Origin of the sequence: Coprococcus sp. OM04-5BH (assembly GCF_003482105.1) — a bacterium.
GTDB lineage: Bacteria > Bacillota > Clostridia > Lachnospirales > Lachnospiraceae > Coprococcus.
The window spans coordinates 97757-119496 of the sequence record NZ_QULM01000001.1 but is presented as its reverse complement, the minus strand read 5'-3'; the positions used below and the strand labels follow the sequence as shown (position 1 = coordinate 119496).

Genomic DNA, 21740 nt, shown 5'->3' with positions numbered 1-21740 from the left:
ATACGTGTTTATGAACCCTGCGGAAGAGAAAGTATTAAATACCATAAAACAATATAATATGTTAAAAAAGGGTGATACCTGTGTTGTGGGTATATCAGGCGGAGCAGATTCCGTGTGCCTCCTTACAATGCTTGCAGGTCTTAAGGATGTGCTTGACCTGAATATGATCTGCGTCCATGTAAATCATATGATAAGAGGGGCTGAAGCGGATTCTGACCAGAGCTTTGTTGAGACATATTGCGGGAAGCTTGGGATACCTCTTAGGGTCTTTAATATTCCTGTGGAGAAGATTGCGGAGGAACAGCACCTTACGGTGGAAGAAGCCGGAAGAATGGAACGCTACAAGGCATTTGCCCGGGTGGGAGATGAGACAGGACAGGACTACCGCATAGCTGTAGCCCATAACTGTAACGATCTCTGTGAGACAGTGCTGCTTAACATGGCAAGGGGAACAGGACTTGCAGGAGTGAGCGGCATACCTGCCGTAAGGGACAGGGTGGTCAGACCCCTTATAGATACCACCAGGCATGAGATAGAGGAATATCTGGCAGAGAAAGGCATTGCCTTTGTGACAGACTCTACGAATCTTGAAACCATATATGCCAGAAACAAGATCAGGCACAAGGTGCTTCCGGAGCTCGAAGAGGTGAATGCCAGAGCCATGGAACACATAGTGAAGCTTGCGGATATGGCAGGAATGTACACAGATTTCGTAAAGGGCTATGTGGATGATCTTATCACTGCAAATGTAGTAGGAGATCCTACAGAAAACCGGTATTTCATAAGCCTTGAAGACCTTAAAGCCCAGAAGGAGCTGATACAGACCCTTGTAATAAGGGAGCTTATCGGAAGGGTGTGCGGTGGACTTAAGGATATAGGCAATAATCATGTAAAAGAGGTTATGAAGCTCTACAGCGCAGATAGTGGGGCAGCCATCTCACTGCCAAAGGGCTGTAAGGCATATGTGAGCTACGGAAAGCTTATATTTAAGGGAGAAGAAAAAGCGGAGGTCAGAAATAAAGACAGCCGGAACATAAAAAAGGAAAATCACAGGGGCATTAGCAAGGAGGATTACCTGAATGTCACTGAGGGTGGAAGTTTTACTTGTGGGATTTCCCGGGTAGATATAAGCAATCCCGGCGAATATTTTTCCCCGGATGGGAATTTTTCCGTGAAAGTGAGCATAATAAATGTAAAAAATCCCGAAGTTAATATAGATTTAACAAAAAAAGAGTATATTAAGTTTTTGGATTATGATAGAATACAGGATAGTTTAATCTTGCGGACCCCGGAGCCCGGAGACCGCATGGTAATAAGATCAGACGGAGCAGTAAAGAAGCTTAACAGGATCCTATCAGACCGTAAGATAGAGAGAACCGAGAGAAACAAAGTTCCGGTCATAGCCTGCGGCCCAGAGATCGTATGGGCAGTCGGTATAAGAATCGGAGAGAATTACAAGGTTACAGATAACACATCACGGATTATCTGTCTTGAGTACAAGGAGGAAAAGAACAGATGAAGGAGCAGATCAGCGTATTGATAAGCAAGGACGAGGTAGAGGAAAGAATAGCCCAGATGGCTGAAGAGATAGATAAGGCTTACGCAGGTAAGACAGTACATCTTGTGGGTATCCTTAAGGGAAGCGTATTCTTTCTTTGCGAGCTCGCCAAAAGAATCACAATACCTGTAACAATGGATTTCATGTCAGTGAGCAGCTATGGTGATAAGACGGTTTCATCAGGCGTTGTCAAGCTGTCCAAGGATCTGGATGAGAATATAGAAGGAAGAGATGTTATCATTGTTGAGGATATCCTCGATTCAGGAAGAACACTTTCATATCTTGTTGAAGCTCTTTCGGCAAGAAAGCCAGAAAGTCTTAAGATAATAACATTGCTTGACAAGCCTGAGAGGAGAGTTATCCCTGTAGATCTTTACATGACAGGTTTTCAGGTCCCTGACAGATTTGTAGTGGGATATGGTCTTGACTGTGCACAGAAGTACAGAAACCTTCCGTATATAGGTGTGATAGAGGGTTAAAATCCAATATTATAAACAAAAATACTGAGAAATAAGGAGCAGCAAATGGATAAAAGACGTGCAAGAAATTTTGCGGTCATCTACGCAATTATATTTATTGTGGGTGTATTGCTCATATACAGATGGATGCAGGATGGCAGCAATCTTACAACCAGCTATAGCTACGTTGATCTTCAGACAGATCTGAGTGAGAACAACGTAATGTCGCTGGATATTTATCAGAACAGTGAGATACCTACAGGTTCCGTAAGTGTTGTGTTCAAGAACGGAACAGGGGTTGAATTTTATGTGGCAGATGTGAATAAGGTCATAGATATCTATAATGACTATGTAACAGCCACAGACTCGGCAAATAAAACAGCCTCAGAGGATGAGAAGGTTGCCATTGCCAAGTACAACCTTCATGATGTTGAAAGACAGAGTATGATAGGTACCTGGCTGCCATACCTGATTGTAATGGTGATCGTCATTATCATAATGACAATGCTTGTAAGCAGGGTACAGGGAGCCGGTTCGGGCGGACAGATGATGAACTTCGGTAAGAGCCGCGCAAGAAAAGATGAGAATACAGGCAAGAACAGGGTGACCTTCAAGGATGTTGCAGGTCTTGACGAGGAGAAGGAGGATCTTGAGGAGATAGTTGAGTTCCTTAAAAACCCGGGTAAATTCATCAAGGTAGGTGCAAGAATTCCTAAAGGAGTACTTCTTGAGGGTCCTCCGGGAACAGGTAAGACTCTTATGGCGAAAGCCGTTGCCGGTGAAGCAGGAGTTCCGTTCTTCAGTATTTCAGGTTCGGATTTCGTTGAGATGTTCGTGGGTGTAGGTGCTTCGCGAGTAAGAGACCTTTTTGAGGATGCCAAGAAGAACGCCCCTTGTATAGTTTTCATTGATGAGATTGATGCTGTTGCAAGACAGAGAGGTACAGGTCTCGGTGGCGGACACGATGAGAGAGAGCAGACTCTTAACCAGCTCCTTGTGGAGATGGATGGTTTCGGTGTGAATGAAGGAATAATAGTCCTTGCCGCAACTAACCGTGTAGATATACTTGATAATGCTATCCTTCGTCCGGGACGTTTCGACAGAAAGATACCTGTCAACAGACCTGATGTAAAGGGAAGAGAAGAGATACTTAAGGTCCACACAAGAAACAAGCCGCTGGCTGAGGATGTGGATCTTCATGAGATAGCAAGAACCACCGCAGGATTTGCAGGGGCAGATCTTGAGAATCTTATGAACGAAGCAGCCATCAGTGCAGCTAAGTCAGATAGAGCTTTCATAGTAAAGGAAGATGTTGATAAGTCATTCATTAAGGTAGGAATAGGTGGCGAGAAGAAGAGCCGTCTTGTTCCGGAAAGTGAAAGAAGGATCACGGCATACCACGAGTCAGGACATGCAATACTGTTCCACCTGCTTCCACATGTGGGACCTGTATATACAGTTTCCATCATACCTACAGGTACAGGTGCAGGCGGATACACAATGCCGCTTCCTGAGAATGACAATGTATTCATGACAAAGGGTAAGATGATTGATGATATTAAAGTAAGTCTCGGAGGACGTATTGCAGAGGAGCTTATCCTTGACGATATCACCACAGGTGCTTCCCAGGATATCAAGCAGGCAAGCCAGTATGCCAGAGCAATGGTGATGAAGTATGGTATGTCAGACAAGCTTGGTCTTATCAACTATGAGACCCAGGATAGCGAGGAAGTGTTCCTTGGAAGAGATCTTGGTCATGCCAAGTCTTACAGTGAGAAGACAGCAGGTGTGATAGATAAGGAAGTTAAGCGTATTGTTGATGAGTGCTACGAGGAAGCAAGGGCCATGATCATGGCACATATGGATGTGCTCCATAAGTGTGCAGAGCTTCTTCTTGAGAAGGAAAGAATAAACAGGGCTGAGTTCGAGGCATTGTTTGATGAAGAAGCCGGCAGCGATACGAATGATGACCAGAATAAGTCTGATATCGTATACGGCAACGTGTCACAGGCAGATGAAAATGAAGGAGAAGCTATGGCTGAGGCGGAAGCAACAGATCCATCGGAGATCAATCCTGATGACCTTCCACTGTAGTATGGATATTTTTTACTAAATGGATATATCAAAATATAAAAAATAAACAAAAAAGGCTTTTCGGAGCCTTTTTTGTATTTTACTGTTAGTTATTTTACACAAAAGAATTGTGAAAAAAAATAAATGTTTGGGCACACTTTTTAACGCTCTTGATTATAATAATACTTGTAACCCCCCCAATACTTTATATAGTTTTTTGGCTACACCCCATAACCAAAATACCTTCTCCAAAAGGAATCGGCAGAACGACGGCTGATTCCTTTTTTATTTCTTGTAACGATGTCCTTGACATCGTTACGTTGCAGCAACCCTTGCCGTAGGCAATTTCAGATGGTTGCTGCTCTATTTCTTGTAACGATGTCCTTGACATCGTTACGTTGCAGCAACCCTTGCCGTAGGCAATTTCAGATGGTTGCTGCTCTATTTCTTGTAACGATGTCTTCGACATCGATACGTTGCAGCAACCCTTGCCGTAGGCAATTTTATATGGTTGCTGCTCTATTTCTTGTAACGATGTCCTTGGCATCGATACGTTGTTATTACTTTTTTGTGTTGTTTATTCATCAGAAAAGTATTAAAATGGATTGTATATGAGCTATAAAAGCATGAGGAGAGGAATGTGGAAGATGTCGTATAGTAAAACAGCAGCAGAAAGATTATTTTCTTATGTGACGGGGACGAAGCCGGTGCTCAATGTGGGTGGATTGTTCTCTGACGGAACAGAATACTATGTAAGCCCTCAGACACCCAAGGCGGGAGAACAGGTGAAGATAAGATTTCGAGCTTCAGCAGATAATGTTGACCGGGTGTACCTTGTGTGCAACGGTGAGAAGATACCTATGGACGTTGAAGACGGAAACAAGCTTTTCGACTTCTATGCTGCTACCATCACTGCCGGAGAGAACATGATAAATTATTATTTTGAGATCCACTCAGGCAGAGTCACCTGCTTCTATAACAAGTATGGTGTGGAAAAGGAAAATAACAACGACTTTAACTTTGAGATATATCCGGGCTTCTCAGTGCCTAAGTGGGCAGAGGGAGCCGTGTTCTACCAGATATTCGTAGACAGGTTCTGTAACGGAGATCCGGACAATGATGTACTTGATAATGAATATTTCTATATCAATTCGGGAACAAAACAAGTAAAGGACTGGTTCAAATACCCTGAGAATATGGATGTAGGCTGTTTCTACGGCGGAGACCTCCAGGGAGTAATGAACAAACTGGATTATCTTCAGGACCTGGGCATAGACGTAATCTATCTTAACCCGGTATTTGTATCACCATCTAATCATAAGTATGATATACAGGATTATGATTATATAGATCCACATTTCGGTAAGATCGTCGTTGATGAGGGAAGCGTGCTTCCTGACGGATGTCGAGAGAACAAGCAATCTGCAAGATATATAAACAGAGTGACAAATAAAGCTAACCTTGAGGCGTCAAATCAATTCTTCATAGAGCTTGTGGAGGAAATCCATAAGAGAGGAATGAAGGTTATTCTCGATGGAGTATTTAACCATTGCGGTTCCTTCAATAAATGGCTGGATAGGGAGCGTATATACGAGGGAGAAGAGGGCTACGAAAATGGTGCGTATATCTCAGCAGACAGCCCATATCGTTCGTTCTTCAAATTCCATAATGAATATGAGTGGCCTTATAACGGAAGCTACGACGGATGGTGGGGACATGATACCCTGCCGAAGCTCAATTATGAGGAGTCAGATAAGCTTACAGAATATATAATGAACATTGCGAAGAAGTGGGTATCCCCTCCATATAATGTGGACGGCTGGAGACTCGACGTGGCAGCAGATCTGGGACATTCCGCAGAGTATAACCACAGATTCTGGAGGGAGTTCAGGAAGGCTGTAAAAGAGGCAAATCCTGAGGCTATTATCCTGGCAGAGCATTACGGTGATCCTAAGCAGTGGCTCCGAGGTGACCAGTGGGATACGGTAATGAACTATGACGCATTCATGGAGCCTATAACCTGGTTTTTGTGCGGTGTAGAGAAGCACAGTGACGAGTTCCGTGGAGATCTATTAGGTAATCCTGATGCCTTTATCGGTGCCATGAACTATCATATGTCAAGATTTCAGAGACCATCCCTGGGAGTTGCCATGAATGAACTTTCAAACCATGATCATTCAAGATTCCTTACCAGAACCAACAGAAAGGTAGGAAGAACACATACCCTTGGCCCTGACGCAGCAAATTATGATATAGATAAGGGCATATTCAGACAGGCAGTAGTATTCCAGATGACGTGGCCGGGAGCACCTACAGTGTATTACGGAGATGAGGCAGGCTTATGTGGCTGGACTGATCCTGATAACAGAAGAACCTATCCGTGGGGCAGAGAAGATGTGGATCTCATACGCTTCCACAAGGATATGATAAAGATACATAAGACCTATGAAGCACTGATGAAGGGCTCGGTACTGTTTCTTCACGGAGCACATAAGATAATATGTTATGGAAGATTTACAGATAATAAGCAGGTTATCGTCATACTTAATACCAACTATGAAGATGTGGATCTGAGGCTTCACGTAAGAAGAGTGGGAGTATTCAATCATTCCATAATGACAAGAGTAATGCTGACAAATGAGCAGGGCTACACCCTTGAGACCGTTGACTACATGGTGGAGCATAACCTTCTTACCATTAAGGCTCCGAAGATGTCCGCCATGGTGCTTGTAAGAAAGTAGAGTATAGATAATGTTAAAGAATATTTTAGTGTTGGCGGGTTTCGTATTCGCCGTAGCAGGGATAACCTTCTGGATATCCTTTAAGAAGCTGGTGAAACGTCACGGAGACAAAACTCTGGCAGACATACGACCTGAGCTTATGAAAAAATTCAAGTGCGCCATGATATGTCTTGTGGCAGCCCTTGTACTGTTTATAATCGGATACGTTATGGGCAGATAAGTCATACTTTTGGAAATTCATCAGTGGTTTCCTTGGACAGGAAATCAAATATGGAATGTGTAACTATATAGTAGTATGCATTTACACACTGGTCTATGGTAGCATTTGCCGGACTTGCAAGGAAGTTCTTGATGGAGATGGTAAGTCCCATGGCATAGTATCTGCATATGCTTGATGGAGTGATCAGAGGATTATCCGGCAGGCTGTGGGAGTCGAAGGCGTTCACATATACATCAAAAAGGGCACTTAGCTGGTCCATGACTATGGTCTGGAAGTTGTTCTGACCCTCGGTGTCAAAGAGCTTACGATACATGCTGCGCTCATTTGCAACATGGGTAAATAAAAGCTTGATGGCCTCGATTACCATTCCGTGGGACAGCAGTACCTTTAATTCCTTGGTTATATCATTGTAAAACATGTAATCCACAAGTTCATATTTATCTCTGAAATAAGAGTAGAACACAGGTCGGAGTATTCCGGCCTTTTCTGATATAAGGGTGACGGTTATCTTTTCAAAAGGATATTCCGTCATTAATTCTTTAAAGCTTTCTATAAGTATAAGATCGAGATTTTCTCTTTTTTCTTCTCTCTTCATAAAAATTCCCTCCGACAAACAATACCTTCGTCAGCACCGTTTTAATATGCATCTGCGATGCATGGGTGCTTCCTCTTATTTAGCTATGTGTTTCTTAATAAACTACTATCTATATATAAACATTCAGCATTACAATTATTTAAAAATGTAATTTATAAAATACATATTAACATGAATGTAATCACTTTTCAACATTAATAAAAAAATGTATAGAGATAAAATAGACACCGTGTAGTATAATCCATAACTGAAATAGAAATGGAGTATATATTTTAAAAGGAGATGAACAAAATGCTTAAGTTTGGTGAAGTGATTTCTAAGCACAAAACGCTTATACTGATCATTGCGGTAATCCTGCTTATTCCTAGTGCGTATGGTTATATCAAGACCAGAGTAAACTACGACATTCTCTCATATCTTCCTAAAGATATTGAAACAATGGAAGGCCAGGATATCTTAGTTGATGAATTCGGAACGGGCGCATTTTCAATGTTTGTTGTTGAAGGAATGCCTGATAAGGATGTGGCAGCACTTAAAGAGAAGATCGAAGCTGTTGACCATGTGGAGAAGGTTATCTGGTATGACAGTATCGCCGATCTGTCAGTACCTAAGGAGATACTTCCCGAGAAGTTATACAATGCATTCAACAATGACGACAAGGATGCCACTATGATGGCTATCATATTCGACCAGACCACATCGGCAGACTCAACAATGGATGCCATTAACGAAATAAGAAGTATATGTAATAAACAGTGCTTCTTAAGTGGTATGTCAGCAATAGTTACAGATACAAAGGCACTTTCAGAAAAAGAGACTCCTATATATGTATGTATAGCAGTAATCCTTTCCTGTATAGTTCTTGGACTTACAATGGATTCCTTCATGGTTCCGGTATTCTTCCTGTTAAGTATAGGAATGGCTATCGTGTATAACCTGGGAAGCAATATTTTCTTAGGAGAGATATCCTACATAACAAAGGCGCTGTCAGCGGTTCTGCAGCTTGGCGTTACCATGGACTACTCAATATTCCTGTGGCACAGCTACAAGGATAAACAGAATACCTATTCAGATAATAACGAGGCAATGAGTCATGCCATAGCAGAGACCATAAGCTCAGTTGTGGGAAGCTCAATAACAACTGTTGCCGGTTTCGTGGCACTTTGCTTCATGAGCTTTAAGTTAGGTCTTGACCTTGGTATCGTAATGGCAAAGGGTGTTGTATTCGGTGTTATTGCCTGTGTAACAATACTTCCTGCCATGATACTTGTATTCGACAAGGCATTAAAGAAGACAACCCACAAGGTTCTCCTTCCTAAGTTTAATGGACTGGGAGCTTTCGTGGCAAAGCATTACTGGGTATTCATAATACTCTTTGTAATAATACTTGTCCCTGCAATATACGGATACAATCACACAAAGGTTTATTACAATCTTGATTCATCACTTCCGGATACCCTTGATTCAGTCAAGGCCAATAATGTTCTTCAGGAAGATTTTGAAATGAACTCAACCCACATGCTTCTTATAAGTAATGACATGGAGGATAAGGATGTAAGACTTATGCTTCAGGATATAGAGAAGGTAGATGGTGTAAAGTGGTGCCTGGGTATTGATTCGGTACTGGGAGCAGGAATACCTGCAAAGTTCATTCCTGATTCACTGGTAAGCTCATTAAAGAGCGATGACTGGCAGCTTGTACTGGTAGGCTCAGAGTACAAGGTTGCTACAGATGAGGTAAATAACCAGTGTACAGAGATCAAGAACATACTTAACAAATACGATACAGACAACATGCTGGTTGGTGAAGCCCCATGTACAAAGGATCTTATAGAGATAACAGATAAGGACTTCGCAAGAGTAAGCTCAGTTTCAATCGGTGCAATATTTATCATTATATTATGTGTATTTGGTTCAATCTCCCTGCCGGTTGTACTGGTTGCAGTAATCGAGTTCGCTATCTTCATCAACATGGGTATCCCATGTTACACAGGAACGGAGCTTCCTTTCATAGCCTCCATCGTAATAGGTACTATCCAGCTTGGTGCAACAGTTGACTATGCGATCCTTATGACAAATAAATATAAGCGTGGACGTCTCGCAGGACTTACAAAGTTCGAGGCTGTTTCAGAGGCCTGTCAGGGTTCGGCACAGTCTATCATAGTAAGTGCGTTGAGCTTCTTCGCAGCTACATTCGGTGTAGGTATGTATTCAGATATAGATATGATAAGTTCCCTCTGCGTACTCATGTCAAGAGGTGCACTTATAAGTATGTGTGCAGTTATATTTGTTCTGCCGGCAATGTTCATGCTGTTTGACAAGATCTTAATGTTCAAGCACAGAAAAGAACTGGCAAATTATTGATAAATATTTAGAAACAGTTGACGAAGCTTTATTAAAAGACAGATGACACAGAAGTTGTATAAAGTGTAGAAAGGATGTAATCGATATGGTTAAGTGGAAAAAGTATTTATGTATTATGATGTCTGCTGCAATGATGACAACAATGGCTGCAGGATGTGGAGATAAGAAGGACAGTACAACAGAAGCAAGTACAGAATCCAAGGTAAGTGTAGAGGAAAACACAGAAAATGCTGCAGCACTTCAGGAAGAGATAGAGAAGCAGGTGGCAGAAGGTGACAACTCAGACGCCGATAAGGAAGAGACAGTATATGTAATGGCAGACGCCGAAGGAAATGTAGATAACGTAGTCGTAAGCAACTGGCTCAAGAACAATGAAGGAACAGCAACTATCAACGATAAGACAAATCTTACCGATATCCAGAACGTAAAGACAAATGACACCTACGTTGAAAATGAAGACGGAACCATCACCTGGCAGGCAAACGGCAAGGACGTTTACTATCAGGGAACTTCAAATGATAAGCTTCCTGTTGATGTAAAGGTAAGCTACAAGCTTGACGGCAAGGATATCTCACCGGCAGAGTTAGCAGGTAAGAGCGGTAAGGTAACCATCAGATTTGACTATACAAACAACACAAAGAAGGCTATGGATGTAAACGGAACTTCCAAGGAAGTAGTAACACCATTCGTAATGCTTTCAGGTGCTATTCTTGACGCCGACAAGTTCTCAAATGTACAGGTTGAGAACGGTAAAGTTATCTCAGAGGGATCAAGAAATATTGTTGTAGGATATGCAGTCCCTGGACTTAAGGATTGCCTTGACTCAGGAATTGACGATACAAAGATTAAGGATGTATTGGATGATATCGACGTCCCTGAGTATGTAGAGATAACAGCAGATGTTACAGAGTTCGAGCTTGACATGACAATGACAGTTGCAGCATCGGATGTACTTTCAGAGGCAGTAAATCTTGACTCAGACAGCATTGACCTTTCAGATGTCACAGACAAGATAGATACACTTACATCATCAGCAGATCAGCTTACAGACGGAACAGGCGATCTCCTTGACGGACTCCAGACACTTAAGGAAGGAACATACTCATTAAGAGATGGTGCCAAGTCAGTTAAGGATGGTACATCTTCCCTTAAGACATATACATCACAGCTTGCAAATGGTACATCACAGATGTCAGCAGGCATCACACAGCTTACAGACGCCATCGGTCAGGTACAGAGTGGTGCAGGTGCATTAAATGATGGTGCAGCAACACTGGCAAGCGGAGCTAAGGATCTTAATGCCGGAGTTGATAAGTTATACGATGGCGAGGGTATTTTAAAGGCAGGTGTATCACAGCTTGTAGCAGGCTATGAAGGCAAGGACGGAGCCCTTGCAGGAACAGATGCCCTTACAGCCGGTGCATCACAGCTCATAACAGGTGAGAATAGCTTAAAGACAGGTCTTAATACAGTAATCTCTGGCTTCGAAGATGCTAACAAAGGAGCTATAGCAGGTTCAAAGAAGGTTGCAGCCGGAGCAGAATCACTTAAGGCGGGAATTAATGAACTCTTAGGTTCAGTAACCGGACTTTCAGGTAAGCTCAGAACCAAGGCAGCAGGAATATATGGTCAGGCAGGTGCGTCCAGTGCAGCTGAAGTTCAGGCTATGATGTCAAGCCTTGAGGCAGATGGAGTTATAGATGCAGACGAGCTTGGCACATACAAAGCACTGAGCAATGCTTACTACAGTGGCACAGCCCTTGAGTCAGCAGCCAGTGAGATCGATAACGAGTTGGCCGGAGCTGCAGAGGATGTTGAGGCCCTTAAGAAGGGAGCAGATGATCTTGCAACTGGAGCAAATAATCTGACTGCCGGTCTTACAAAGTTAGACGATGGAGTTAAGCAGGCATCAGATGGTGTTGATGCACTTGTATCAGGAACTACAACTCTTAAGAATGGAACTACAAGCCTTAAGAACGGTCTGGTACAGCTTGACAATGGTACTAAGAGCCTTCAGAGTGGTATAGATGATGTAATAACAGGTACTTCAAGCCTTAAGGATGGTGCTTCAAAGGTATCAGCCGGCGCAAGTACACTTTCAAATAAATTAGATGTTCTCTACAGCGGAAGTAATAAGCTTGCAGCAGGCGGTAAGGATCTTCTTACAGCAGCAGGAACACTTAACAGCGGTGCGGCAGCTATCTATAACGGTGTTGTTACTCTTGATAATGGTGTCGGAACACTTTATTCCGGAACAGGCGATCTTACAGATGGTGCTGATCAGGTGGTAGACGGTGCAACTACCTTAAATGAAGGTATGGCTAAGTTCAATGAGGAAGGTATCAAGAAGATCGCTGAGATGTTCAGCGGAGATTACTCAAAGGAGCTTGACTTTATCGAGGCACTCTTTGATCAGGGAACAAGCTACACAAACTACTCAGGAATACTTGATGGAACTTCAGGAAAGGTAAAATTCATCTTTGAGACAGGTGCAGTAGAGATGGATAAGTAAATTTCTCTGCTATAAATACTGGGTAAAGCAATATATAAAAAGATGAAATATATGTTGTTGACTTATGTAATGGTATGAGTTATATTAATTCTCGTGAAGGATATCCATTATAGTAAATTTGGATAGGATATTTAGGCTCATGGGCATGCGACACCCCCAATGAGTAATATACTTACTTTAATTTCAGGAGGAATTTAATTATGTTCGATAAGGTAAAGGCTATTTTCGAAGAGCAGTTAGGAGTATCACAGGATGAGATGAACCTTGATACAAACTTCAAGGATGATTTAGGAGTGGATTCATTAGATTTATATGAGATCGTTATGAAGATGGAAGAGGAATTTGATGTTGAGATTCCTGCAGAAGAGCTTGATAATGTTGCTACATTTGAGGATGTTCTTAACTACTTAAAGAGCAAGGGTGTAGAGGAATAATCATTAGCTTGAGGATATGGTATATATACACAGGTTTGTGTTATTCACATATGGATCATAACCCATGACCGGAGCATATGGCTCCGGTTGTGGTGTCCATATTGACATTATTACGTAACGGTACAAAATATATAAAAGATTGGCAGCAGACGTGGAAGTCATAAGGTGTGCCGCGATGGTGGTGCACAATGTGATGGAGGATGGCTGCTTTTTTTATTTTAAAGGATGGTGTAAGAAAAATGGGTAAGACAGCAGTTATTTTCCCCGGACAGGGAGCTCAGTATGTGGGCATGGCAAAGGATTTTTATGACAGTTTTGAAGACAGTAAGGCGGTATTTGACGAGGCAGCAGGTGTCCTTGATGTGGATCTCTTAAAGCTCTGCTTCGAGGAGAACGACGATATCAATAAGACAGAGTTCACACAGCCTGCCATGGTGGCAGCAGAGGTTGCCATATATGAGCATTTAAAGAATATGGGACTTGAGGCCGATGTATTCGCAGGTCTTTCACTTGGAGAGTATGCAGCACTCTATGCCTGTGGCGCAATGAGACTTACAGACGCTATCAAGACTGTAAGACAGAGAGGTATCCTTATGCAGAATACTGTACCTCTCGGACAGGGGGCAATGGCAGCGGTTATAGCAATGGACGCTGACAAGATAGCACAGATCTGTGAGGAGACACCGGGAAATGTCCAGATTGCAAATTACAACTGCCCGGGACAGATAGTTATCTCAGGTGAGAACGCAGCCATAGACGCAGCAATAGAGGCACTTAAGGAAGCGGGAGCGAAGAGAGTTATCAAGCTTAATGTAAGCGGACCGTTCCATTCAAAAATGCTCGTTCCTGCAGGTGAGGAATTATTCGAGGTCCTTAAGGATGTTGATGTTGCAGACAGTTTCAAGCCATACGCATGTAATGTAGAGGCAAGATACGTAACAGATCCATCAGAGGTTAAGGAATTACTTAAGAAGCAGGTATATTCATCAGTAAGATGGCAGCAGACTATCGAGAACATGATAGCTGACGGCGTTGATACATTTATCGAGGTCGGTCCGGGCAAGACCCTTACAGGTTTCATGAAGAAGATAAACAGAGAGGTTACAAGCTTCAATGTTGCTACAGTGGAGGATCTTCAGAAGGTTGCAGAGATGCTTGGAAGATAATAGTACCTACGAAATGCCGCCTGATGAATATCAGGGGCGAAAAGGATCAAAAGGAGGTAAGGTATGTTAAAGGATAAGGTTGCAGTTGTTACCGGAGCTGCCAGAGGTATAGGCAGAGAGATAGCAAAGACATTCGCAGGATATGGCGCAAAGGTCGTAGTTAATTATAATGGTTCAGAGGAAAGAGCCAACAGCCTGGTTGAGGAGATCAAGGCAGCAGGCGGTGACGCAGTTGCTTTCAAGGCAAATGTATCAGATTTTGCTCAGGCAGAGGCACTTATAAAGTTCGCCACAGAGCAGTACGGAAGAGTTGATATCCTTGTAAATAATGCAGGTATAACAAGAGATAAGCTGGTACTTGGCATGAAGGAAGAGGATTTTGATGATGTTATCAATACAAATCTTAAGGGAACCTTCAACTGCATTAAGCATGTGTACAGAGTGATGATGAAGCAGAAGTATGGCAGGATCATCAATATGTCATCAGTTGTAGGAATTGAGGGAAATGCTGGACAGGTAAACTATGCAGCGTCAAAGGCCGGCGTTGTAGGTCTTACAAAGTCCATAGCCAAGGAGCTTGGAAGCAGAGGAGTAACAGCCAATGCCATCGCTCCTGGATTTATCCAGACAGATATGACAGACGCCCTTTCAGACAAGCAGAAGGAAGCAATGCTTGATCATATTGCAGTTAAGAGACTTGGTGAGGTTTCCGATATTGCAGAAACAGCAGCATTCCTTGCGTCAGATAAGGCAAGCTATATTACAGGCCAGGTCATCAAGGTTGACGGTGGCATGAGCCTGTAAGGGATAAGCAAACTACATAAACGAAAAAAGACGCCCAAACTTAGTGTGTGGATGAGACTGACGAGTATTCACATATAAATATATAGCAAGACACGTTCATTTTTCTATCCGGTTCTACCATTTATTAACCGGCAGTCGCCCAAACTCGCATAAATAAAATAAATTGTATTTATGCTCAAACATGGGCTTGGTGCCGGTAATTAGGTAAAACCGTATAACGAAAAATATCACTACTGTCTTTGCTTATATATTATATGTGAATTTTACTGAGTCTTCATTTTGTACGTATAAGTTTGGGCGTCCTTTTGTGCAATAAGCCTTTGTGCAGAAAATTTTATATGGTGGTCCATAGGAAAAGCGGTGGGGAGGAATTTTCAATAGCCCGATAATTGTGTAATTTGACTAAAAAACATAAAAAATGCAATTTTTGTTGGTAAAAATGACGGATGAATGGTATAATTTGAGACAGTGTACCTGCTGTCCGGAAGGAAGCAGGAAATTTTATTCCGGGGAGAAAGAGCGATGAACAAAAACAACAGACTAAAGACCGTCAGACCGCAGAATGAGAGGGCTGCAAGGGCTTTCAGAAAGAAGCAGAACATGAAGGTGGAGCTTAACAAGAAGTGGCTGCCGGTGGTTTATGTAGTGATGCTTGGCATCTGCATAATATTAAACGTGACAAATGACAGTATTGACCCTGCAAATGTACTTATCAGCGTGTGCATGTTTGGTATAGTGGGAGCTATATTTGTATATGCATATAAGCATCTTAAGCACATAGATCAGATGGGGGAGGATTTCAGGATAGCCATAAGCTACATAAAGGGCGATTATGCCAAGGAGAAGAAGCTCTTATGGGACATGTACAGAACTGAGAGCAGATATGGGATATTCAACGAGGAGCACCTGAGAAATTCCTACGTTGATTACGTTGAGGAAATGAAGAGACTGGAGCAGGATGATGAAGAAAAATACGCCTGTGACATTGAGGATTTCATAAACTATCAGCTTATTGATGACGCTGTGGAGAAGGGGCGTTTAAGCCTTGTGCCGGGAGCCATGACAGGTCTTGGTATCCTTGGAACCTTCATAGGTCTGTCCATCGGACTTCAGGCATTTAACACAGGCTCGGCAGAGGAGATCACCAACAGCATCGGACCGCTGATGGATGGCATCAAGGTTGCTTTTCATACATCCATCTACGGTATGATATTCTCCCTTACATTCAACCTGATATTTAAGACAGTTCTTGAACAGGCATATCACAAGCTGGATGAATTTGTAGATGAATTCAAGCGTTATGTCCGTCCTGACGCCACTTACGACAACGGCAATCTGGCACTGGACATCCAGAAGAAACAGCTTGAGGCAGTGCTGGCATCCCAGAAAGCCATAGAAGAGAAGCTTCTGCCATATCTTAAGGCAATGGGTGAGAACATTGAGGACATAAGGCTGCTTACCAGGGAACAGAATGATATATTCAATGGAAGGATAAACAGACCGAGGGCTATATCACAGTCGGGTAAGTCCGGACAGTAGGAACTTTCATTGATAAAACGCCGGGAAATGGCGGAACGGAGAAGATTATGAGTAAGAAAAAGAGAAGACCGGAAGGGGAGGAGACCAGCTACTGGTTATCCTACTCAGATATGATGGCTGCCCTGCTGCTTATATTTATCCTGATAATATCATTCACACTCATGCAGTCAAAGAGCCAGTATGAAAGTAAGCAGGAAGAGCTTGAACAGCAGAAACAGATAATAAAAGAACAGGAACAACTGTTAAATGAACAGCAGAAGGAGCTGGACAGGATAGCAGGAATAAGAAGTGATCTGGTTGAAGCCCTGAGAGATGAGTTCTCAGACAGCAACCTGAACATTAAGATAGACGAGAAGACCGGAGCTATAACCTTTGACGCCAGCGTACTTTTTGATGTTGATGAGAGCGATCTCAAGACAGAGGGCAAGGACTTTATAAAGGAATTTCTTCCAAGGTACTGCAGCGTCCTGTTAAGCGACGATTACAGAGAATATGTTTCAGAGATCATCATAGAGGGACATACTGATACAGACGGTTCATACCTGTATAACCTTGAGCTTTCCCAGCAGAGAGCGTTTTCCGTTGCCCGGTACTGTCTCACAGAGAGCAACGGTATCATCAGCCAGAGTGAGGTTGAAATGCTCCGAAGTGTCCTCACTGCAAATGGTAAATCCTACAGCAATCCTATCTACAAGGAGGACGGAACTGTAGATCTTGACGCATCGAGACGTGTTGAGATACTCTTCAGACTACAGGATGAGGAAATGATCGACGAAATGATGGATATACTTAAGGACAAGTAATTTAAACTCGGCGATTCCTGCACCCGGCACATAGTAATGAAAACTATTTATTCTTGTTATATATATTACATTGTGGTAGAATTTATTCATCCGGGGGTCGCAGAGGACCTCTACAAATAAATGATACGAGGTACAAAATGAGAAGAGTAGTAGTAACAGGAATGGGAGCAGTAACTCCAATAGGAAACAGCGTAGAAGAATTCTGGGAGAATATAAAGAAGAATACAGTCGGAATAGGTGAGATAACACAGTTTGACGTAAGCGGGTTCAAGTGCAGAATGGGGGCGGAGGTCAAGAACTTCGATCCGGGCAGATACATGGATCCAAAGGCGGCAAGAAGAATGGAGCCTTTCTGTCAGTATGCGGTTGCGGCAACAGGGGAAGCTATTAAGGACGCAGGTATTGATCTTGAGAAGGAAGATCTTACAAGATTTGGAACCTGTATAGGAAACGGCCTTGGTGGAGTGCAGCCTATCGAGAGAGAACACAAGAAGATCCTTGAGGGGAGAACAAAGGTAAGTGTTATGATGGTTCCTACCATGATATCAAACATGGCTGCAGGCAATGTGGCTATAGCTTACGGACTTAAGGGAAAATGTACAGATGTAGTTACAGCTTGTGCCACAGGAACCAATTCCATCGGTGAGGCATACAGATATATTCAGTACGGCGAAGCAGACGTTATGGCAGCCGGAGGAGCAGAGTCACCTATATGTGCTACAAATGTAGCAGGCTTCACATCAATGACAGCATTGTCAAGTGCAACTGATCCTGCAAGGGCTTCAATACCATTTGACAAGGACAGATGTGGATTTGTTATCGGTGAAGGTGCCGGAGTTGTCATCCTTGAGTCCCTTGAACATGCAGAGGCTCGTGGAGCTAAGATTCTTGCTGAGATAGTTGGCTATGGTTCAACCTGTGACGCATTCCACATCACATCCCCTGCAGAGGATGGAGAGGGAGCAGCAAGAGCCATGACCCTTGCCATAAATGAAGCGGGAATTACACCGGCAGACGTTGATTACATTAATGCCCATGGAACAAGCACCCATCACAATGATCTTTATGAAACAAGAGCCATAAAGAAAGCATTTGGAGATGAGGCTTACAATGTTAATATAAACTCCACCAAGTCAATGATCGGACATTTATTCGGCGCGGCAGGTGCTGTTGAGTTTATTACCTGTGTCAAGTCAATAGAAGATTCATACATCCACCCAACAGTAGGTCTCAGGGAGACAGAGGGTGAAATAGACCTTAACTACACAATGGGCGAGGGCGTACATAAGGGTGTGAACTATGCACTGAGCAATTCACTTGGATTTGGAGGACACAACGCAAGTATTCTTGTGAAGAAATTCAGCAGATAGATTACATACGGATTATAAGACTAAAATAAAATGTTATTATAAATTAATAAGATGGAGATGTATCTGCCTGAACAATTTGTGAGAAAAAGGTCTTAAATGTTATAAATGAAATAAAAGGATTGGAGGAGTAAGGTATGTATAATAATAAAAATATGCTTGACTGGCTTGGCTATTTCGCGGACAGAATGTGCGTAAGCCCTGAGAAGATCAAGCTTCTTAATATCTGCAATAAGGATAAGAATGTTGTGCCAACTATTGATACACATAAGAGAGTTCTTATATTTACTGATGACAGTCATGAGGATCTGTTCTATGAGCTTTGGGAGAAGGGCTTCGGTGATTACGAAATGTGGTATGCCGAGGGCTGTGCACCGGGCGGCGAGGTTAAGCATGTGCAGATAAAGCAGGTTCTTAATCAGAAGATAAAAGCATCGACAGTTGTCTATATTGAGAATGAGAAGACAAGGGAGTCCGTAAGATACGGAATGAAGAATGACATGTTCTCGTCGGGAAGTGTAAGATATGTTGGAAATGAAATAAGAGCAGTCATAATGAGTATGCTGGGAGTTGACACCCATGACAAGATCCTTGCCCTTATGGCAGAGAGTATTGTTATTGAGGCGGCTATCACAGCCAGTGAAGGAACAATAATCGCAGTTGAGCCGGATGCAGGATCAAGAAGATCCATGGAAGAGAACGTAGATAAATTCGGTGTCCACAATGTAAAGATAATCCCTGACATGACAGAGGAGTCTTTAAGCAAGGTTCCTGTTCCAAGACTTGCATTTATAGTTGCGAATCACTACCTTGAGTCGGATATGGAGAGACTGTTGAAGCTCAATCCTTCAATGCAGTTTGTAATATACACCCTTGATCTCAGTATCCTTGCGAATTGCAAGCTGATATTCGACAAGCTTGGAATTAAGAATTTTGAAGCTACACAGATCACAGTGTCAAAGACAAATAAGGAACATATCTTCGTGACCCAGCCGTCTCCATGGCTCATAACAGGCTCAAGAGAGGATTGATTGAAGGGCTGTTAAAGCAGATTAGAAGATAGACAAGCAAAATGGCAAAGTGCAGAACCGGTGACCGATAAATAGCTGCCGGTCGAAGAAAACTGGAATACATAAGAAAAAAGAGTATATATAAGAAAGCAACGGCGTGAGTGATCCGTCAGGATAAGCCTTCAGTATGGGCGGTGTCTGATATGGATTTATGCGCCGTTATTTCTTTATAACGGATTATGCCGAGAATAGTGCCGATGCATATTATGTCGTCACTCAACCTGGTGGAGAGGTGATGACCGTTTATTGAGGTGAGATAGCCTGTGCTGTTGCTTTCCTCATAGCGCCTGATCAACTGGGTACCGCTTTTGTCAACGAACATGGCAACATTTCCAATGGAGGGAAAGCCTGTTTCGATGGCAAGGATATCACCGGGACCGTATATAGGGTGAAGCTTTCTGGTACATATACGGACTGCGAAGTCTGCGGTGGGATAATAATCCCAGGGTATTTCTATAACATCGGTGTTATGCATGGAGAAGTCCACATCTGAGCCGGATATCTGAATAGGAGAGACCACAGGGATATACCTCTTTGATGAATGCTCATCTGCAGGCTGCTGTATAAGCTCTGATTGGATGATAGTCTGGATATACCGTTTTCCGTGAGGGTAAAGACGGTTGTAGCCCTTTAACAGTTCCGCTTCATCATCAGATATGCTGGGATTTCCCAGAAACTCGTCAATGCTGCAGCCCAAAGCATTACAGATATTTAATATTGTATATATGCCGGGGTTCTGGGTCTTGCCGCTTCTGATGGATTTAATGGTGTCCTCTGATATGGAGGTAGCATCAGACAACATAGATATGGTGTATTTCTTAGCTGCCATTATGTTTTTAAGGCATTCACCTATATTACGTTCGTTGATCTCATTCATTTGCATGTATTCCATAAAATATCTCCTGTTAAAATACCATCTGTAAAAAGTGCATAATATTATTCTAATACAAAAATTCGGTTAAGTCCATACGAAAAGTGTAGCATAGTACACTTTTTTTGACTCAAAAAAAATCGAAAGTGTAGTCTGGTCACTTAAAAAGTCAGAAACAGGTGCTATAATAAATATAACATCTGTTTAAGAAAACAAGGGGGTTTTCAGAAAATCTCATATTGGGGATGAGATTATTCGGCAGAGGGAATCAGGACCATCGTTTATGATGGTCCTTTTCGCTGTTTTATGAGCATTTAAAAGCCACGGCAAGGGCGGTATTCTTGACTTTTTTTGCAAATTTTCAAAGATATGACATGCCATATTAGGCATTTTTTTATGAAACCTTATTCTTGATATTCTATATGGAAGATATTTTGCACAATTCAAGGGCAGATCTGTGAGAATTTCTGAACATTCTTTATTATTGAAAAGAAATCAAGGTATGATATAATAAAGACTGATATCCGGGTGACAGACGGAAAAATAGTGCATTTTAAAGGAAATGATGGATGCTTTTTCATCGTAATCATGAGAGTGAGTTGACTCTAACATGGTAATGCACTACATACGTTGAGAGAGGAAGAGGAAAAATAATGAAGGCAATATTTTTTGATATTGATGGTGTGCTTAACTCAAACAAGTTCCTTTGTAACAGTAAGGGGGCAAGCATCAATCCACAGAATGTTGAAAACCTCAAGGCTATTGTCAAGGCTACAGATGCGAAGCTTATACTGACCAGTGACAATAGGGCAGCAGCGGTTAAGGAACCGGTGACAGATCCTGAGGTTAAGGAAATGCTTGATAAGTTTGAAGCAGCCGGAATATCCCTGTACGGTGTGATACCTGCAGATACAGACATTGCGGGTAAGTACGAGGATTATGGCAAGAATTACGGTATCCGTGAGTACATCAATATCGAAGGTATTGACAACTTTGTAATACTTGACGATATGGACATGGGCTGGGACAGGATAGGTCTTGAGAATTACTGGATAAATACAGAAAATTCAGTTAAGGGACTGTCAGAGGATGATGTGAAGCGGGCCATAGAAATATTGGGCAGGTAAAGAGATACACGGAAAGGATGTGATGACGTACGGGTGAT

General features: G+C 42.4%; 17 protein-coding genes. 15 read left to right on the top strand and 2 right to left on the bottom strand.

The window, feature by feature from the left end; all coding sequences use genetic code 11:
• The first annotated feature begins 10 nt into the window (after nucleotides 1–10).
• From tilS to DXB54_RS00505, 5 genes are all read left to right on the top strand, one after another.
• Nucleotides 11–1519, top strand: coding sequence for a tRNA lysidine(34) synthetase TilS (gene tilS / locus DXB54_RS00525; protein WP_118693941.1), 1509 nt, complete (start codon nucleotides 11–13; stop codon nucleotides 1517–1519).
• The gene (hpt, locus tag DXB54_RS00520; RefSeq protein WP_021938138.1) at nucleotides 1516–2037 is read left to right on the top strand and encodes a hypoxanthine phosphoribosyltransferase; all 522 of its coding nucleotides are present in this window, start codon (nucleotides 1516–1518) and stop codon (nucleotides 2035–2037) included. Before tilS ends, hpt begins: the two co-directional genes overlap by 4 nt.
• 45 nt (nucleotides 2038–2082) lie before the next feature.
• Complete coding sequence (gene ftsH / locus DXB54_RS00515; protein ID WP_118693940.1) at nucleotides 2083–4110, top strand: ATP-dependent zinc metalloprotease FtsH; 2028 nt, start codon at nucleotides 2083–2085, stop codon at nucleotides 4108–4110.
• Between the two features lie 626 nt (nucleotides 4111–4736).
• On the top strand, nucleotides 4737–6830 hold the full coding sequence (locus DXB54_RS00510; protein ID WP_118694474.1) for a glycoside hydrolase family 13 protein: 2094 nt from the start codon (nucleotides 4737–4739) through the stop codon (nucleotides 6828–6830).
• A gap of 10 nt (nucleotides 6831–6840) precedes the next feature.
• Nucleotides 6841–7050 carry a hypothetical protein gene (locus tag DXB54_RS00505; RefSeq protein ID WP_021938135.1) on the top strand — a complete coding sequence of 70 codons (210 nt, stop codon included), beginning with the start codon at nucleotides 6841–6843 and terminating at the stop codon, nucleotides 7048–7050.
• A gap of 1 nt (nucleotide 7051) precedes the next feature.
• Here DXB54_RS00505 and DXB54_RS00500 read toward each other — a convergent pair whose 3' ends face one another.
• A complete protein-coding gene (locus DXB54_RS00500) occupies nucleotides 7052–7645 on the bottom strand; it encodes a TetR/AcrR family transcriptional regulator (RefSeq protein ID WP_118693939.1) in 594 nt (197 codons plus the stop codon).
• 291 nt (nucleotides 7646–7936) lie between these two features.
• Between DXB54_RS00500 and DXB54_RS00495 the strand changes: the two genes are divergently transcribed.
• The 9 genes from DXB54_RS00495 to DXB54_RS00455 all read left to right on the top strand — a co-directional run bounded on the left by DXB54_RS00495 (nucleotide 7937) and on the right by DXB54_RS00455 (nucleotide 19665).
• Nucleotides 7937–10009 (top strand): efflux RND transporter permease subunit, encoded by a 2073-nt coding sequence (locus tag DXB54_RS00495; RefSeq protein ID WP_118693938.1) that lies wholly within the window; start codon nucleotides 7937–7939, stop codon nucleotides 10007–10009.
• An 85-nt stretch (nucleotides 10010–10094) separates the two neighbouring features.
• Nucleotides 10095–12521 carry a hypothetical protein gene (locus DXB54_RS00490; RefSeq protein WP_118693937.1) on the top strand — a complete coding sequence of 809 codons (2427 nt, stop codon included), beginning with the start codon at nucleotides 10095–10097 and terminating at the stop codon, nucleotides 12519–12521.
• 200 nt (nucleotides 12522–12721) lie between these two features.
• On the top strand, nucleotides 12722–12955 hold the full coding sequence (acpP, locus tag DXB54_RS00485) for an acyl carrier protein (protein WP_021938131.1): 234 nt from the start codon (nucleotides 12722–12724) through the stop codon (nucleotides 12953–12955).
• A 239-nt stretch (nucleotides 12956–13194) separates the two neighbouring features.
• Nucleotides 13195–14121, top strand: coding sequence for an ACP S-malonyltransferase (gene fabD / locus DXB54_RS00480; RefSeq protein ID WP_118694473.1), 927 nt, complete (start codon nucleotides 13195–13197; stop codon nucleotides 14119–14121).
• A gap of 63 nt (nucleotides 14122–14184) precedes the next feature.
• A complete protein-coding gene (gene fabG / locus DXB54_RS00475; RefSeq protein WP_021938129.1) occupies nucleotides 14185–14925 on the top strand; it encodes a 3-oxoacyl-[acyl-carrier-protein] reductase in 741 nt (246 codons plus the stop codon).
• Nucleotides 14926–15447: 522 nt separating this feature from the next.
• Entirely contained in the window at nucleotides 15448–16464 is a 1017-nt protein-coding gene (locus DXB54_RS00470) for a MotA/TolQ/ExbB proton channel family protein (protein ID WP_021938128.1), read from the top strand.
• Between the two features lie 47 nt (nucleotides 16465–16511).
• Nucleotides 16512–17267 (top strand): OmpA family protein, encoded by a 756-nt coding sequence (locus DXB54_RS00465; protein WP_021938127.1) that lies wholly within the window; start codon nucleotides 16512–16514, stop codon nucleotides 17265–17267.
• A gap of 137 nt (nucleotides 17268–17404) precedes the next feature.
• A complete protein-coding gene (gene fabF / locus DXB54_RS00460; RefSeq protein ID WP_118693936.1) occupies nucleotides 17405–18637 on the top strand; it encodes a beta-ketoacyl-ACP synthase II in 1233 nt (410 codons plus the stop codon).
• A 134-nt stretch (nucleotides 18638–18771) separates the two neighbouring features.
• Entirely contained in the window at nucleotides 18772–19665 is an 894-nt protein-coding gene (locus DXB54_RS00455; RefSeq protein ID WP_021938125.1) for a precorrin-6B methylase 2, read from the top strand.
• Nucleotides 19666–19813: 148 nt separating this feature from the next.
• On the opposite strand, the gene DXB54_RS00450 is transcribed toward DXB54_RS00455, so the two are convergent.
• On the bottom strand, nucleotides 19814–20596 hold the full coding sequence (locus tag DXB54_RS00450) for a helix-turn-helix domain-containing protein (RefSeq protein WP_118693935.1): 783 nt from the start codon (nucleotides 20594–20596) through the stop codon (nucleotides 19814–19816).
• Between the two features lie 632 nt (nucleotides 20597–21228).
• Between DXB54_RS00450 and DXB54_RS00445 the strand changes: the two genes are divergently transcribed.
• A complete protein-coding gene (locus DXB54_RS00445) occupies nucleotides 21229–21702 on the top strand; it encodes an HAD domain-containing protein (protein ID WP_021938123.1) in 474 nt (157 codons plus the stop codon).
• The last annotated feature ends 38 nt before the right edge of the window (nucleotides 21703–21740 follow it).

What these genes read in the sequence shown, in the direction of transcription:
- tilS (WP_118693941.1), top strand. Translation starts at nt 11, where the DNA reads ATGAACCCTGCGGAAGAGAAAGTATTAAATACCATAAAACAATATAAT.
- hpt (WP_021938138.1), top strand. Translation starts at nt 1,516, where the DNA reads ATGAAGGAGCAGATCAGCGTATTGATAAGCAAGGACGAGGTAGAGGAA.
- ftsH (WP_118693940.1), top strand. Translation starts at nt 2,083, where the DNA reads ATGGATAAAAGACGTGCAAGAAATTTTGCGGTCATCTACGCAATTATA.
- DXB54_RS00510 (WP_118694474.1), top strand. Translation starts at nt 4,737, where the DNA reads ATGTCGTATAGTAAAACAGCAGCAGAAAGATTATTTTCTTATGTGACG.
- DXB54_RS00505 (WP_021938135.1), top strand. Translation starts at nt 6,841, where the DNA reads ATGTTAAAGAATATTTTAGTGTTGGCGGGTTTCGTATTCGCCGTAGCA.
- DXB54_RS00500 (WP_118693939.1), bottom strand. Translation starts at nt 7,645, where the DNA reads ATGAAGAGAGAAGAAAAAAGAGAAAATCTCGATCTTATACTTATAGAA.
- DXB54_RS00495 (WP_118693938.1), top strand. Translation starts at nt 7,937, where the DNA reads ATGCTTAAGTTTGGTGAAGTGATTTCTAAGCACAAAACGCTTATACTG.
- DXB54_RS00490 (WP_118693937.1), top strand. Translation starts at nt 10,095, where the DNA reads ATGGTTAAGTGGAAAAAGTATTTATGTATTATGATGTCTGCTGCAATG.
- acpP (WP_021938131.1), top strand. Translation starts at nt 12,722, where the DNA reads ATGTTCGATAAGGTAAAGGCTATTTTCGAAGAGCAGTTAGGAGTATCA.
- fabD (WP_118694473.1), top strand. Translation starts at nt 13,195, where the DNA reads ATGGGTAAGACAGCAGTTATTTTCCCCGGACAGGGAGCTCAGTATGTG.
- fabG (WP_021938129.1), top strand. Translation starts at nt 14,185, where the DNA reads ATGTTAAAGGATAAGGTTGCAGTTGTTACCGGAGCTGCCAGAGGTATA.
- DXB54_RS00470 (WP_021938128.1), top strand. Translation starts at nt 15,448, where the DNA reads ATGAACAAAAACAACAGACTAAAGACCGTCAGACCGCAGAATGAGAGG.
- DXB54_RS00465 (WP_021938127.1), top strand. Translation starts at nt 16,512, where the DNA reads ATGAGTAAGAAAAAGAGAAGACCGGAAGGGGAGGAGACCAGCTACTGG.
- fabF (WP_118693936.1), top strand. Translation starts at nt 17,405, where the DNA reads ATGAGAAGAGTAGTAGTAACAGGAATGGGAGCAGTAACTCCAATAGGA.
- DXB54_RS00455 (WP_021938125.1), top strand. Translation starts at nt 18,772, where the DNA reads ATGTATAATAATAAAAATATGCTTGACTGGCTTGGCTATTTCGCGGAC.
- DXB54_RS00450 (WP_118693935.1), bottom strand. Translation starts at nt 20,596, where the DNA reads ATGGAATACATGCAAATGAATGAGATCAACGAACGTAATATAGGTGAA.
- DXB54_RS00445 (WP_021938123.1), top strand. Translation starts at nt 21,229, where the DNA reads ATGAAGGCAATATTTTTTGATATTGATGGTGTGCTTAACTCAAACAAG.